The sequence below is a fragment of the Lentibacter sp. XHP0401 genome (assembly GCF_025751535.1).
GTDB lineage: Bacteria > Pseudomonadota > Alphaproteobacteria > Rhodobacterales > Rhodobacteraceae > Lentibacter.
Genome location: NZ_JAOWLC010000002.1, coordinates 38,668 through 52,203, shown reverse-complemented (window position 1 = coordinate 52,203; position 13,536 = coordinate 38,668). Strand labels below are relative to the sequence as shown.

General features: G+C 57.7%; 15 protein-coding genes. 1 reads left to right on the top strand and 14 read right to left on the bottom strand.

Annotated elements, in window-relative coordinates:
• Positions 1-5: 5 nt before the first annotated feature.
• From OE750_RS03135 to OE750_RS03110, 6 genes are all read right to left on the bottom strand, one after another.
• A complete protein-coding gene (locus OE750_RS03135) occupies positions 6-1,235 on the bottom strand; it encodes an arginine deiminase (protein ID WP_263761303.1) in 1,230 nt (409 codons plus the stop codon).
• A gap of 20 nt (positions 1,236-1,255) precedes the next feature.
• Positions 1,256-2,710: a YfcC family protein gene (locus tag OE750_RS03130; RefSeq protein WP_263761301.1), complete on the bottom strand. Its 1,455-nt coding sequence runs from the start codon at positions 2,708-2,710 to the stop codon at positions 1,256-1,258.
• Positions 2,711-2,835: 125 nt separating this feature from the next.
• Positions 2,836-3,297, bottom strand: a complete 462-nt coding sequence (locus tag OE750_RS03125) for a chaperone modulator CbpM (protein ID WP_263761299.1) — start codon at positions 3,295-3,297, stop codon at positions 2,836-2,838.
• A complete protein-coding gene (locus OE750_RS03120) occupies positions 3,294-4,223 on the bottom strand; it encodes a DnaJ C-terminal domain-containing protein (RefSeq protein ID WP_263761297.1) in 930 nt (309 codons plus the stop codon). Before OE750_RS03120 ends, OE750_RS03125 begins: the two co-directional genes overlap by 4 nt.
• Positions 4,216-4,356: a hypothetical protein gene (locus OE750_RS03115; protein ID WP_263761295.1), complete on the bottom strand. Its 141-nt coding sequence runs from the start codon at positions 4,354-4,356 to the stop codon at positions 4,216-4,218. Before OE750_RS03115 ends, OE750_RS03120 begins: the two co-directional genes overlap by 8 nt.
• Before the next feature lie 47 nt (positions 4,357-4,403).
• Positions 4,404-4,835, bottom strand: coding sequence for a hypothetical protein (locus OE750_RS03110; RefSeq protein WP_263761293.1), 432 nt, complete (start codon positions 4,833-4,835; stop codon positions 4,404-4,406).
• A 273-nt stretch (positions 4,836-5,108) separates the two neighbouring features.
• Between OE750_RS03110 and OE750_RS03105 the strand changes: the two genes are divergently transcribed.
• Positions 5,109-5,858 carry a Crp/Fnr family transcriptional regulator gene (locus OE750_RS03105; RefSeq protein ID WP_263761291.1) on the top strand — a complete coding sequence of 250 codons (750 nt, stop codon included), beginning with the start codon at positions 5,109-5,111 and terminating at the stop codon, positions 5,856-5,858.
• A gap of 2 nt (positions 5,859-5,860) precedes the next feature.
• On the opposite strand, the gene OE750_RS03100 is transcribed toward OE750_RS03105, so the two are convergent.
• From OE750_RS03100 to OE750_RS03065, 8 genes are all read right to left on the bottom strand, one after another.
• Positions 5,861-6,256, bottom strand: coding sequence for a CBS domain-containing protein (locus OE750_RS03100; RefSeq protein WP_263761289.1), 396 nt, complete (start codon positions 6,254-6,256; stop codon positions 5,861-5,863).
• Between the two features lie 510 nt (positions 6,257-6,766).
• Positions 6,767-7,249, bottom strand: a complete 483-nt coding sequence (locus OE750_RS03095) for a bacterioferritin (protein WP_263761287.1) — start codon at positions 7,247-7,249, stop codon at positions 6,767-6,769.
• Between the two features lie 31 nt (positions 7,250-7,280).
• Positions 7,281-7,850 (bottom strand): hypothetical protein, encoded by a 570-nt coding sequence (locus tag OE750_RS03090; RefSeq protein WP_263761285.1) that lies wholly within the window; start codon positions 7,848-7,850, stop codon positions 7,281-7,283.
• A gap of 113 nt (positions 7,851-7,963) precedes the next feature.
• The gene (locus OE750_RS03085) at positions 7,964-9,142 is read right to left on the bottom strand and encodes an acetate/propionate family kinase (RefSeq protein ID WP_263761283.1); all 1,179 of its coding nucleotides are present in this window, start codon (positions 9,140-9,142) and stop codon (positions 7,964-7,966) included.
• The gene (locus OE750_RS03080; RefSeq protein ID WP_263761281.1) at positions 9,139-10,533 is read right to left on the bottom strand and encodes a bifunctional enoyl-CoA hydratase/phosphate acetyltransferase; all 1,395 of its coding nucleotides are present in this window, start codon (positions 10,531-10,533) and stop codon (positions 9,139-9,141) included. Before OE750_RS03080 ends, OE750_RS03085 begins: the two co-directional genes overlap by 4 nt.
• Positions 10,534-10,573: 40 nt before the next feature.
• Positions 10,574-10,840, bottom strand: coding sequence for a hypothetical protein (locus OE750_RS03075; protein WP_263761279.1), 267 nt, complete (start codon positions 10,838-10,840; stop codon positions 10,574-10,576).
• 16 nt (positions 10,841-10,856) lie between these two features.
• A complete protein-coding gene (gene fabI / locus OE750_RS03070) occupies positions 10,857-11,621 on the bottom strand; it encodes an enoyl-ACP reductase FabI (RefSeq protein ID WP_318527967.1) in 765 nt (254 codons plus the stop codon).
• A gap of 29 nt (positions 11,622-11,650) precedes the next feature.
• The gene (locus OE750_RS03065) at positions 11,651-13,528 is read right to left on the bottom strand and encodes a PHA/PHB synthase family protein (RefSeq protein ID WP_263761277.1); all 1,878 of its coding nucleotides are present in this window, start codon (positions 13,526-13,528) and stop codon (positions 11,651-11,653) included.
• Positions 13,529-13,536 lie beyond the last annotated feature (8 nt).

The following is a 13,536-nucleotide window of genomic DNA, read 5'->3' as shown; positions in this document are numbered from 1 at the left end:
TCAAATTAAACAGCGTCACGGATTGTCGGGCAACTCATGCAGTGGCCGCCGCCACGACCACGGCCAAGCTCGGCACCGGGCATCGCCAGCACTTCGATGCCAGCGGCTTTCAGCGCCGCGTTAGTGTCATCGTTGCGGTCATAGCCAATGACCACGCCGGGGCGCAGGGCCAGCACGTTGTTGCCGTCGTTCCATTGTTCGCGGGCGCGTTCTTCGCCAGTGTTACCGCCGGTAGGGACGATCTGGAGCTTCTTGTAGCCAAGTACCTCGGCCACGATGTCGAAGATCGGACGCGGGTCGTGTCGGAAGTCGAGCGGTGCCGCGCCCTCGCCGGGGCGAATGTCGTAACACACCAGCTCTTCCGCGACCTCCTTGAAGGTCGTCACCACATCGCCACCGCAAAGCGTGAACACCGTATCAAGATGCATTGCGGCGCGGGACTTCGGAATTTGGAACGCCAGAACCCGCTGCGCCGAGCCGGTATCAAACAAGGCGACCGCCAATTGGGCGATACCCTGCGGCGATGAGCGTTCGCCCATGCCAACCAGAACCGTGCCATCGCCAACCGGCATGATGTCACCGCCTTCGAGCGTCGCCAGCCCGTGATCCACGGTCGGATCGCCCCAGTGGATCGTGGCCTTGCCAGCAAATTTCGGATGAAACTTGTAAATCGCGGTATTCAACAGCGTCTCCGGACGACGGGCCGCCCAATGCATCGGGTTGACCGATACACCGCCGTAAATCCAGGCAGAATTGTCACGGGTAAACAGCGCATTCGGCAGCGGCGGCAGGATAAAGCCGTGATGCCCGAGATAGCCGCCAAACAGGCCTGTTGGTTTGAAAGGCAGCTCATCGACCGCCAAACCCCCCAACAGATAGTCCGCGAGCGCCGCGCTTGCCAACTCGTCCATCCAAGCGCGCAGTTCGGCCCTCATGCCGACGCCGATCTGATCGCGCGTAATCAGTTGATCCAGCACCCATGCGCGGCCCTCCGCAAGTTCCAGCGTTTCGGCCAGCAGGTCGTTCACATCCAGAACTTCGACACCGTCGTCACGCATCAGGCCTGAGAATACGTCATGGTCCTTTTGCGCCTGTTTGACCCAGAACACGTCGTCAAACAGCAGATCCTGACAGTTGGCAGGGGTAAGGCGGCGATGCGCCAGACCGGGGCGACAGACGATGACCTGCCGAAGTTTACCGGTTTCGGAATGGACGCCGAGAGTATGTTCAGTCATGGTATTTTTCCTACTACTTGTTAGAGAATTGCCGCGATGCTGAGTGCCGCACTTATGAACACGATCAAGATCAGCAGCAGCGGCCAGATGAAGGCGAGCCAGCGGTCATAAGACACGCGCCCGACGGCCAGCCCTCCAATCACCACAGCAAAGGTCGGGTTGATGAGATTCACCAGCCCGTTCGCCGATTGATAGGCCGTGACCACAAGATCCCGTCCTACACCTGCGAAATCGCCAAGCGGAGCGAGGATCGGCATCGACAGGACGGCAAGACCGGACGAGGATGGCACGAAAAAGCTCATCCCGACTTCGATCCAGAACATCAGGTTGATAAACGCGAGTTCGGGCAGGCCGCCAAGTGATTGCTCGGCACTGTGCAGGATTGTGTCGGCAATCAGGCCGTTATCCATGATCACAACGATCGCGCGGGCAAGACCGATGATCAGCGCCACGCCCAGCAATTCCCGGGCGCCGTCGACGAAACTTCCGGTTAGCTTCTTTTCGCCCATGCGGGCAATCAGACCGATGATGATCGCTGACCCAAAGAACAGGGCGCCCATACGCGCCATCCACCAGCCTTGCGAGGATACGCCCCAGATCATCACGCCAAAGGTCAGCGCAAAGACAATCAAAACAATTTTCTGGGTGCCGCTAAGCGTGGCATCTTCTTGTTCTGCATCGCTATCCTTCAGGAAAAACTCGCGATGGGCTGCGGCCTGTTTGGCCACAACAGAGCGCGAAGGGTCGGCTTTGACCCGTGCGGCATAACGCATGACATAGGCAGCACATATTGCCAGTCCGCCTAGCAATACGACCAGCCGCAGCGCCATACCGTCTGTAAACGGAATATCCGCCGAATTCGCGGCGATGACGGTCGCGAAGGGATTGATGGTTGACCCAAGCACACCGATACCCGCGCCAATCAGGATGATCGCAACCCCAGTGACCGCGTCATAGCCTGCGGCGATCATGACCGGCACCAAGATGGCATAAAAGGCCAGCGTTTCCTCGGCCATGCCGTATGTCGTGCCACCTATTGCAAAAAGGGACATCATGATCGGGATCATCCAGATCTCTCGCCCTTCGAGTTTGCGCATCGCCGTGCGGACGCCGGTATCAATCGAACCGGTGGCGTTGACGACACCAAGGAACCCACCGAGAAACAGAACGAAAAGTGCAACGTCGATAGCGTTCGCAACATAGCTGTCGGGGTCATAGAACCCGGCGATGGGTGCCAGCATGATTTCGACAAAGCCCTGCGGGTTCGACTCAACTAAGTGGTAGGTGCCAGCTACGGCGATCTCGCGACCCACGCTTTCGCTCATGGTGCGGTCATAGCTGCCAGCGGGGATGATCCAGGTCAGCGCCGCGACGAAAATGATCAGAAAAAACAGGATCGTGTAAGCGGTTGGGAATCGCGAAGTCAGGCCCTGTTCAGAGTCGCTCACGGGCGCGTTGGTGTTTTCGGAAGACATGAGGAAACTCCATTGATGGCCGCGAGTTCAGGTCTGCGGCAGATAATAAACCCGGATTGCTGCCAAACGGCACGTCGTCCACATTGTTATGGAAGTTGGGATAGAGACTCGCTCAACCCAAAGCATTAACCTCGGTCAACAGGGCCTGAGGGCCGTGAAACTACCGATGGCAGAAACACAAGCCACCCCCCGCTTCGTCGAACGGGGGGTGGCTTGTGATGATGTGTCCATTGTCGTCGGAAGGCTGTTAAACCCTGTGGCGGGGTGCGCCTTCGATAGGTGTTGATAATCGCCTTGCGGGTGGCGTCTGGTTGCCGGTCAACCGCTTCGGCCAGGTCGCGCAACTCACGGCGAAGCCCATGCACCTGATCAAGCAGCGACAGAACCACCGGCATCGCGTGTTGGGGTAGAGCCAAATCTTTTTTAAGGTCGCAAACCAACCGGATGCGGGCCACGTCCAGTTCATCGAAGATCGGGCCGCGCTCGTCGGCGGCGGGCCTGATCCACCCCTCGCGCACCCAAAGACGTAATTCCCGCAACTGCAAGCGATGCACTGTCGCCACGACCTGTTTTTCGTTCTGTCTCATGTCGACCTCCACAGATTCTCGCGCGGATCATGGGACGCGGTGTCGCGCCAGCCTTGTGCCAGTTTCTCCATTTCGGCATCGATGCCGTCAGGCAGCACGATTTTCGGGCGCACATACTGATCGCCCGTCGCCCCATTTGCGGTTTTGATTCCCCTACCCATCAGTCGCAGCCGCCGCCCGGACGAGGCACCCTTTGGAACTGTCACCGAAACGCGACCCGAAATTGTCGGCACCTCGACTTTGGCGCCCAGCACTGCTTCGTCGATGGTGATCGGCAGTTCGTTCTCGATATCGCTGCCGTCGCGGGTAAAGAACGGATGCGGGCGCACGCCAATATTCACATAGGCGTCACCGGCGGGCCCGCCGCCAAACCCCGGCTGACCCTTGCCGCGAATGCGTAGGATCTGGCCGTCGTTAACACCCGCGGGAATGGTCAACTCAATCGTGTTTCCGCCGGGCAGCGGCACAGCGCGTCTTGCGCCCGTCGCGGCGTGCATGAAATCCACATTGAGATGATAGTGCAAATCCGCCCCGCGCGTGGCATAGCCATGGCCCGCAGCTCCGCCCCGTGCGCGTTGACCGAAGAGATCGGAAAAGATGTCAGAGACATCCTCAAAGTCGCCATATCCGGCGGTTGAACCGTAGCGGCGCTGCGGATCGGCCCCGGCATACTGGCGGTAGTACTGCCGCTCCGGCCGTTCCTGCCCGCTCGCGCCGAGCTCACCCGCGTCGAAGCGGCGGCGTTTTTCAACATCGCCCAGAATGTCGTTGGCAGCACCGACCTTCTGGAACTCGGCTTCTTTTGTCTTATCGCCGGGGTGCAGATCGGGGTGCAGTTTCTTGGCCAGCTTGCGGTAGGCTTTCTTGATCTCGTCCTGCGTCGCGTCGCGCGCCACCCCGAGCACCTTGTAGGGATCATCATTCATTCACCGCCTCCTTCTGCATGCCCTCGTCCGGACGGCGCAGACCCTTCGCAACCTCGCGCAGCGCGGCCGCGTCCAGCGTTTCGACCTCCAGCGACCACTCCGCGGCGCTGTCAAGAATGGCGCGGCAGGTCATGACTATGCCGCGCGCGGAGCGTTATTTTCGACCCAGTGAACTCGGGGTCACACCGGCATTGCATCGGCGGCCTTGCCTGCCGATTTCACAGTATCTTCCATGAGTTCTCCGGCGGCTTCGGCCTCATTGTTCAACAGCAGGGCGGTACAGCGCGACATCATGTCGGCGCAATCCTGTGCATCCTCGGCGATCCGCTGCATGGAATGTGACTGCCAGGTTGCAATCGCCTGCGCTACGGAAGCCGAATTTTGGGATGTGGCGGCCTCGGCATCAGCGCAGGTTTCCAACGCTGAACGCGTCGCATTGTGCCGACGTTTGAACCATTTAGTCATGAACTCTTCAGTCTCTTTCAGAATACCTTCCTGCGCCTGCCAGAAATGTAACGCGAGATGCTCGCCCGCTGGGGCGGCAAGGAAAGGTGCCTGAAAAGCCGCAATACCATCTGTTTGAGTTGCGGGAGTCTTTTTCGTTCTTGCCATGTCTTCATCCTCTGAGGTGAACTATGTCCGCCAAGCATGACAGGCATGAACGCACACCGCTTTAATCCGGATCAATAACATGAGATGCCTGCCGCGTCGGTCCGGCAGGGGTTCGCCGACACGGAACCAGAGATTGATTTGGGTCATTTTCATTCACCCGCTGATCCCTATGTTGACTTTGAGCGTTTTGATATCGCCGCCCAATCTCAAACCCCGGGCGGGTAATTGAAAATTGGCCCTATTTGTTACGGGCGCCTGTATTGGAGACCAGTCATGGAACTTGCTACTCACGCATTCGACAAGGCAAAGGCTGTCGGGCTTAATGCCAATCCCACGCCGCATCGCAAAAGTGTCGACCTTGCCCCGATTCTCGCCACGAAATACGCAGGCCATGCCCGGGCAGGCAGCCAGATCGTGCAGGAAGGCGACGACGCGGGCTACTTCATTTACCTGATCCAAGGGGCGCTGATCGTGTCGAAATCGATGACCGATGGCGAAACACAGGTCATAGACCTGATGCTGCCCGACGATCTGGTCCATGTCACGGCGAGCGACGGGTTAACCGCTCCATTTTCCATAGAGGCACTGGAAGCATCGAGCTTTGCCAGGTTCAAAGAGTTGCCAAAGGAACTTTCCGAGCAGCATCTGCACGACCTGAGGTTCTATTTTCTCGATCGTATGGGCGCGGCTCAGGCCAGAATGGTTGAACACATGCTGAGGCTTGGAAAGGGCAGCGCGGCGACGCGTCTGGCCTGTTTCTTGATCGAGCTGTCGATGCGGCTTGATGCTTGGCCCAGAGGCGACGGTGCAAATCGTGGCCCCAAGTTGAACCAACAGCAATTGGGGGAGCTGACGGGTCTTACCAACGTGCACGTATGCCGTACGTTGCGGCGGTTCACTCGCGACGGCCTGATCACCACCGATGCGCATTCACACATTACAATCAACAACCTGGAAGGCTTGGCTGAAATCGCCGATGTCGATCTGGAACAGCTTCGCTCAGAGATCGTCACGAGACAATAATTTCAGCGCGCCTCCACAACCTCGCCCAACACTTCGCCAGCGATCCTCTCGGAAGCGTCGTTTGCAATGTCGCCGACCGACAGCACCCCGACAATCTGGCCATCAACGTCCAGAACCAGAAGCCGCCTGATCTGCAAATCCCCCATGATAGCGGCTGCGGTTTCGACCGGATCGGTGTCGCGGCAAGTAAAGGCGTGTTTGGTCATGACGGCGCGAACCGGCAGATCGGCGCAACAATGGTCCGACGGCATTCGGACGATAATGTCGCGATCAGTCAGAACCCCAACCGCATGACCGCTCTCAACCACCGGCAGAAGGCCGATATTCGCATCACGCATCAGTTCGGCTGCATAAAGGATTGAGGACCCGGGGCTGACATGGATGACCGGCTTACTCATGATCTGACTTGTTTTCATGGCACAATGTCCGTCATATCCCTGACATTCTCTTGGCATTGACCCGGAAAGCGCTGATCCAGCGGTGTGCTATCGGAAAGCATGCAGCTGGATCAGGCCATGTTGCTAAACACCAGGTACTGTGCAGTCATTTGCATCTAATTCATGCACGGGATCAGTGGCCGAGCATTCCTGGTGACTGATCGGGTATTGCCCGGGTTCTGTACACCCAAGCAACGCCAAGGTCATTGCGAAGAGTGCTATTTGCGAGGTTCTGAACATTTGGGTCTCCTTCATTTTCTTGGTTTGGACGATTCTCAAAACTTTGAATGCCACATCCCCAGCGTCGCCGAGTTAACCTGAGGCAATCTGACCTCTTTGTTTTGCGCCGTGAAACGATACTTTCACGTAGCGGCTGCGCGGAAAACCTGACCTTTGGCGAATTGCCGGACTAGGGTCTTTCTCGGGGCCCCGGTTGCTGCAAGGACTGAAACCGTCGATTACAACTAAGTGCTATTCGGGTACCGGCTGTCCGATCTGCATTGCCGTAAAGGCCGACTCGCCCATGCGCTTGAGGAGCGACAGTTGCAATTCAAGCCATGACATATGGCCTTCTTCATCAAGAGCGGTGCGCTCGAACAAATTCCGGGTACCGATATCACCGGCCTCACCGGCCTGCCGCGCGGCCATTGTGTAAAAAGTGATCGCTTCCTTCTCATCAACAAGATCGCTGTTGAACATTTCCTCCAGCGATTGCGCGCGAGCCGGCACCTTCGCGGCCTGAAGTTTGGGAGTACCTCCAAGAAAGACTAACCGTCGTGAGTATTCTTCGGCGTGGCCAAGCTCTTCCAGCATTTCAGCGCGCATCTTGGTTGCCAGTTTATCCAGACCCCAATCTTCGGTTGTCAGCACATGCAACATGTACTGATTCACGGCGGCGAGCTCCATGGAAATGGCTTTTTGAAGATTTTCAAGCGTTTGGGCGTTGTCGGACATATGTTTTCCCTTCTCGAATTTGGATTTAGAGCTACTCGCTCCAGCCGTGGACATGGACGTCTCTGCCGGAATGACCTTTCAGGATTTTCGTGGCAAGTTTCTCTTTTGCCTTATCCGCCGTTCGCACCCAGACGAGAATTCCGCCGTTTCGGATCTGGTCGGCATAGTAATCCTGGTGATGCCGACCGATCCGGCGGGCCAGCAAAGCGCCGACCACCGCAGCCGGGCTGCCACCAATCGCAATCGCGGCAATTGAGGCCGCCAGCGTGCTGACTGGAGTCAGCATCGCCGCCATCGCGATATAGGAACCCAGGAAGAAGAAACCGCCTGCAACCGCCCCTTGCAATTCACCAATTGCTTCTTCGGAAACGAATGCTGCGCGCGGAGCGTCGGGGTTGTCTTCCAGTTCGGAGGCTTGCCAATAGGCCGAGCCGAGCTTTTCTTTCAACTCGTCAGCGCCGCCCAAGAGGCTGATGTCATAGCGGTTGAAACCCGCCATGCGCAGATCATAAATCGCGGCCTGAAGACTTTCGAAACTGTCGAAGACACCGACGGCCTCGGGAATATTGATATAGGTGGTTTTTGTTTTGGCTTCAGGCATCGGCATGATGAAATCCCATACTGTTCGCTGGTTTTCTACGTGATCTCGATGCGTCTGGAATTAACTTGAATCAATCCGCAATCACCGGCGAACGCGTGAGGTCTCATCTTGCATTACCCGACAAGTGCACGCGTCGCGGTGGCGATCACCACTTCTTCGTCGGTCGGCACGACCAGCACGTCAACCTGTGATGCGGCGCGGCTTATGCGCGTGGCGTTGGCGCAGTTGGCGCTTTCGTCCAGATCAACGCCAAGCCAAGCAAGACGCTGGCATATCAGGCTGCGAATATGGTCCGAGTTTTCGCCGATACCAGCCGTGAACACGAGCGCGTCTAACCCCCCGATCGCGCTAACGAGGCCACAAAGGACGGACGCGGCGCGGTAACAGAAAAGATCTATCGCTTCGCGGGCTTGGGGAGTGTCGCTTTCTTCCAACACATGCATGTTGTTGCTGATTTCGGAAACACCCAACAGACCGGATTTGCGGTAGAGAAGATGTTCGACTTCGGCTGCCGACATTCCCTTGTGTTGCATCAGATAGAGCACAACACCCGCGTCCAATGCGCCGCAACGGCGTCCCATCATCAGCCCGTCAAGTGCGGTGAACCCCATGCTGGTGGCAACGCTTTTACGATTTTTCATCGCGCACATGCTGGCGCCATTTCCAAGATGAGCAACAATCACGCGGCCGTCGGCGCGCTCACCCAGATGCTGGGGCAATATGCTTGCGATGTAATCATAAGACAGCCCGTGAAAGCCGTAGCGGATGATCCCTTCGTCGCTCAGGTCGCGCGGCAGGGCAAAGAGCTGGGCAAGGCGACTTTGCGTCCGGTGAAAGCTGGTGTCGAAACAGGCGACTTGCGGCAGGTTCGCTTGCCACGCGGCAACCGCGCGGATGGCTGCAAGGTTGTGCGGCTGATGCAGCGGTGCGAGCGGCGCCAACTGTTCCAATTCCCTCAGAGCCGCGTCGTCAATCAAGGCGGGGGCAGTGAAGTTCCGCCCGCCGTGAACAACCCTGTGGCCAACAGCAACAAGTGTCGTGTCGCCTTCGTGGTGTTGTAGCCAGGTCAGCAGCATTGCCACGATCGCCTCATGGTTCACCGCGCCGTCGAGATTACTAAGCTCACCTTTGTCGAGCGCCACATCCTTGCCGTCGAAGGGCGAGAAAACCGGCGCGCGCCCAATGCCGGCGATCTTTCCGCGGATCACGGGCGTGGCGTCCGCGTCAATGGGATAGACGGCAAACTTGATGCTGGATGATCCAGCATTGAGTACAAGTATCACGTCGCTCATGATACGGTTTCTCGCGCGTGGTGGATGAAAAGCTGGGCCATCGCCGACGAGGCGAGCCGGGACATTACGCCATCGGCCCGGCTGGTCAGGATGATCGGCACGCGCGCGCCCAAGACGATCCCAGCGGCTTCGGCACCTGCAAGATGGATCAGCTGTTTGGCGATCATGTTGCCGGCCTCAAGGTCGGGAACGACCAGAATGTCAGCGTCACCAGCCACCTCGGACACAATGCCTTTGGCCTTCGCCGCCGATTTCGACACCGCATTGTCAAAGGCCAACGGCCCATCGAGCACGCCGCCGGTGATCTGGCCCCGGTCCCACATCTTGCAGAGTGCGGCGGCGTCGAGCGTCGACGGGATTTTCGGATAGACGGTTTCGACCGCTGAGAGGATCGCCACCTTTGGCTGCTCGACCCCAAGGGCCTGGGCAAGGTCGATTGCATTCTGGACGATGTCGCGCTTGGTATCGAGATCAGGGAAGATATTGATCGCCGCATCGGTGATGAACAGAGGCTTGGGGTAATGCGGAACATCCAGCGCAAAGATGTGGCTCATCCGGCGTTCGGTGCGCAGACCTGTGTTGCTGTCGACCACCGGCTCCATCAACTCATCAGTGTGCAACTTGCCTTTCATCAAAGCCTCGACCTTGCCGTTTCGGACCAGCTCGACGGCACGTTCCGCGGCAGCATGGCTGTGCGGGACGTCGACGATCTCGGCCCCACCGAGATCACAGCCGAATTCCTTGGCCACGCTTTCGAGTTTCGCCTTGGGCGCAATGAGGATCGGGACGATCAGACCTTGGCTGGCCGCCTCCAAAGCGCCCCTAAGCGAAAGCGCGTCGCAAGGGTGGACAACCGCCGTGCGAACGGGCACCAGCACATGTGCCGCGTCAATCAGGTCAGCGTAGCGGGCACCGCGTTCATGCAGATGGACCTCAGGCAAGACCACGCGGGGGCGGCGAACCTTCTCAGTCGGGGCGATGACTTCGGCCTGTCCCTTGATCACGGTCTCGCCATCCTGATTTGTGCAAAGACAGTTAAGCACCACGCGCTTGGTTTTGTTGTCTTTTGACGCCACCGTCACACAAACCGTAACCGTATCGCCTAAGCCTACGGGCCTGCGAAAGCTGAAGTTCTGGTTCAGGTAGATCGTTCCGGGTCCGGGAAGTTCGGTGCCCAGAACCGCCGAGATCAACGCGCCGCCCCACATTCCGTGCGCGATGACCTCGTGAAACATGTCGGACTTTGCATAATCCACGTCAACATGGGCGGGGTTCACATCGCCCGACATCACCGCGAAAAGCTCGATGTCTTCGGTTTTCAGCTTGCGGGTCAATTCGGCGCTGTCGCCTAGTGCGATTTCGTCGAATGTCTTGTTTTCGATATATTGCATGATCTGCCTGATCTTTGTTTATGCCGGAGTTTGCTCACCGCTAATCTTCGGGAGTGCTTATTTTATCCTTTTCGGCCTCGAACTTTTCAGCGGCTTCCTCGATGTCGCGGAAAGCATCACCCGCTGACTTGTCGCCTTCAACATGGGCCACGGTCTTGCCGTCAATTTTTAACTCAGCGTCGCCCCATGGGTGGGTGTCGATCTCAAGTTCATCGTCACCGACTGTTGCGGTAAACCGCTGTTCGGTGGCACCTTTGCCAACCGGATAAGTGGTGTCCGGCGTCCATTTGATTGTCTTTTTGGTCATAACTCTCTCCTTGGGTTCAGGACATGACGTGGTAGCCGGCATCGACGTAAGAGATATTGCCGGTCACATTTCGCGCGCTTGCGCTGGCCAAGTGTGCAGCCATGTTGCCGACATCCTCGATCGTCACTAGCCGCTGTTGTGGTGCACGCGAACGCGCCTCATCAATCAGCGTATCGAAATGCGCGATACCAGAAGCAGCACGGGTCATCAGCGGCCCCGGCGAGAGCGCGTTGACGCGAATGCCCTCCGGTCCAAGCTCTGCCGCCATGTATTTGACAGTGGATTCCAGCGCGGCTTTGACAGGCCCCATCACGTTGTACTGGTCGACGACCTTCTCAGCCCCGTAATAGCTGACCGTCAGTAGACAGCCGCCGTCTTTCATCAGCGGCCGCGCTTTGTGCGCCAGCCGGATGAAGGAATGCACCGAGATGTCCATTGCCACACCGAAACCCTCACGCGAACAATCAACAACGGGGCCATGCAGATCTTCCTGTGGACAGAATGCGACTGAATGCAGAAGGAAATCGAGCTTCCCCCATTTAGAAACAATGGCTTCGAACACCGCGTCCATTTCCGCGTCAGACGTTACGTCCAGTGGCTTGAACAGCTTTACGTTCAGCGCCTCTGCGACTGGTTCAACGAACGGCCGCGCCTTTGCGTGGCCATATGTTACGGCAAGCTCTGCGCCTTCGCGCACGAAAGCCTGTGCGCAACCGGTGGCGATGGAATGTTCATTGGCGATCCCGATAACAAGACCGCGTTTTCCGTCAAGCAAGCCCATAGGCCTATCCCTCCTTGCGCAGCTTGCGCCTATTTCTGAAAAATGTACGTCCCCGGCGCATCAGCCAGAGATTTACCCATAGATGGAGGCGCAACGGAAGCACCTGAGCGCTCGCCAAGCCATGACGCCCACTCAACCCACCAAGAGCCGTCTTTTGTCGGCGTCTGCGCAGCCCAGCTTTCGGGATCGACATAGCGATCATCATGCTTGGCATTGGCAATCTGATAGCTGCGGTGCTTATGGCCCGGTTCGGACACGATGCCGGCATTGTGCCCTCCGCTGGCCAGAACAAAGGTCAGATCGGTGTCCAGATAGAGATGCATCTTGTAGACCGAAGGCCACGGCGCGACGTGGTCCTTGACCGTGCCGACCGAAAACACGGGCACGTGAATATCGGTCACGGAAATCGGTCGCCCGTCTACCTTGAAGTGCCCTTCGGTCAGTTCGTTGTTGAGGTAGAGCGACCGAAGATATTCCGAGTGCATCCGGAAAGGCAGCCGCGTGCCATCTGCGTTCCATGCCATCAGATCAAACATGTTGGACGGCTCGCCCATAAGATAGCTATGGAAGATTTTTGACCAGATCAGGTCGGCGGATCCGATCATTTGGAATGCCCCCGACATTTGGTTGGTATCCAGATATCCCTGTTCCCACATCATGTCTTCGAGGAACGTAAGCTGGCTGTCATTGATGAAAAGCTGCAATTCGCCGGGCTCGGTGAAATCGATCTGCGAGGCGAAATAGCTGAGCGATGCGAACGGATCATCACCGTCACGGCCAATCGCGGCCGCCGCAATTGCCAGCAGCGTCCCGCCCAAGCAGTAGCCGACGCCGTGAATCTTATTGCCAGGAACAGCCGCCTGCACCGCGCAAATGGCGTCCATGACGCCCAGTTTGCGGTAGTCGTCCATGCCCAGATCGCGATCCTTGGCATCTGGATTGTGCCACGAGATCATGAAAACCGTGTAGCCCTGGTCGACCAGATACTTCACCATTGAATTTCTCTGGGACAGATCGAGAATATAGTATTTCATGATCCATGATGGCACGATCAGGATCGGTTCGGGCCGCACCTTGTCGGTTGTGGGGCTATATTGGATCAGCTCGATCAGTTTGTTGCGAAAAACCACCTTTCCCGGAGTTGCTGCGACCTCGTGGCCAGGGCGAAATGCCTCGGCGCCAGCAGCGGGCTTGCCGTTTTGCTGACGCTCCAGATCGTCCAGCCACGTTTTAAAGCCGCGCACAAGGTTCTGCCCGCCTTCTTCACGGGTTTTGGCCTGCACTTCGGGATTGGTCAGCAGGTAATTGGACGGCGAGAACACGTCGAGAAGTTGCCGCGTGGCAAAATCCATGACATTTTCATGCTGCTTGGTGACACCGCGCACGCCAGAGGTCGCGTTGTGCCACCACTGCTGGTTCAGCAGAAAGGACTGGTAGATCAGGTTATAGGGCCATTTCTGCCAGGCATCGCCCTGGAACCGACGGTCCTGCGGCAGCGGCTCGATACACGAAGCGGCATCGTTGCCCGGCGCGGCGCAGGTCATGGCGTAGCGCGACAAACGCAGCCATTTCCGAAACGCCTTTTCCGAAAGCTCCATCTGTTTGCCCGGCGATGTCGCCAAATGTACCAGCCAATCCAGATAGGCTTCGGCAAGGGCTGCTGGTGACAATCCCTTGGTCACTTTGGACATCGCCGCATGTGTCGCGCGATCCAGGAACTCTGTAGCCGCATTTTTCGGGTTAGGGACGACTTCAGGTGCCGGGGTATTCGGTGACAATGGCTGGGCCGTGATTTCCACAACCCGGTCCGATTTCTTGCCGAGCGCGTCGGCTATGTTAGTTGCTTTTGGCTTGGGGCGGCCCATCGGTTCAACTCCATCTGCAAGGCTTGCGCCGATATACGGCATACAGCGCT

Excerpts from the sequence above, each read along its gene's own strand:
- OE750_RS03135 (WP_263761303.1), bottom strand. The coding sequence starts at position 1,235 with ATGACTGAACATACTCTCGGCGTCCATTCCGAAACCGGTAAACTTCGG.
- OE750_RS03130 (WP_263761301.1), bottom strand. The coding sequence starts at position 2,710 with ATGTCTTCCGAAAACACCAACGCGCCCGTGAGCGACTCTGAACAGGGC.
- OE750_RS03125 (WP_263761299.1), bottom strand. The coding sequence starts at position 3,297 with ATGAGACAGAACGAAAAACAGGTCGTGGCGACAGTGCATCGCTTGCAG.
- OE750_RS03120 (WP_263761297.1), bottom strand. The coding sequence starts at position 4,223 with ATGAATGATGATCCCTACAAGGTGCTCGGGGTGGCGCGCGACGCGACG.
- OE750_RS03115 (WP_263761295.1), bottom strand. The coding sequence starts at position 4,356 with ATGACCTGCCGCGCCATTCTTGACAGCGCCGCGGAGTGGTCGCTGGAG.
- OE750_RS03110 (WP_263761293.1), bottom strand. The coding sequence starts at position 4,835 with ATGGCAAGAACGAAAAAGACTCCCGCAACTCAAACAGATGGTATTGCG.
- OE750_RS03105 (WP_263761291.1), top strand. The coding sequence starts at position 5,109 with ATGGAACTTGCTACTCACGCATTCGACAAGGCAAAGGCTGTCGGGCTT.
- OE750_RS03100 (WP_263761289.1), bottom strand. The coding sequence starts at position 6,256 with ATGAGTAAGCCGGTCATCCATGTCAGCCCCGGGTCCTCAATCCTTTAT.
- OE750_RS03095 (WP_263761287.1), bottom strand. The coding sequence starts at position 7,249 with ATGTCCGACAACGCCCAAACGCTTGAAAATCTTCAAAAAGCCATTTCC.
- OE750_RS03090 (WP_263761285.1), bottom strand. The coding sequence starts at position 7,850 with ATGCCTGAAGCCAAAACAAAAACCACCTATATCAATATTCCCGAGGCC.
- OE750_RS03085 (WP_263761283.1), bottom strand. The coding sequence starts at position 9,142 with ATGAGCGACGTGATACTTGTACTCAATGCTGGATCATCCAGCATCAAG.
- OE750_RS03080 (WP_263761281.1), bottom strand. The coding sequence starts at position 10,533 with ATGCAATATATCGAAAACAAGACATTCGACGAAATCGCACTAGGCGAC.
- OE750_RS03075 (WP_263761279.1), bottom strand. The coding sequence starts at position 10,840 with ATGACCAAAAAGACAATCAAATGGACGCCGGACACCACTTATCCGGTT.
- fabI (WP_318527967.1), bottom strand. The coding sequence starts at position 11,621 with ATGGGCTTGCTTGACGGAAAACGCGGTCTTGTTATCGGGATCGCCAAT.
- OE750_RS03065 (WP_263761277.1), bottom strand. The coding sequence starts at position 13,528 with ATGCCGTATATCGGCGCAAGCCTTGCAGATGGAGTTGAACCGATGGGC.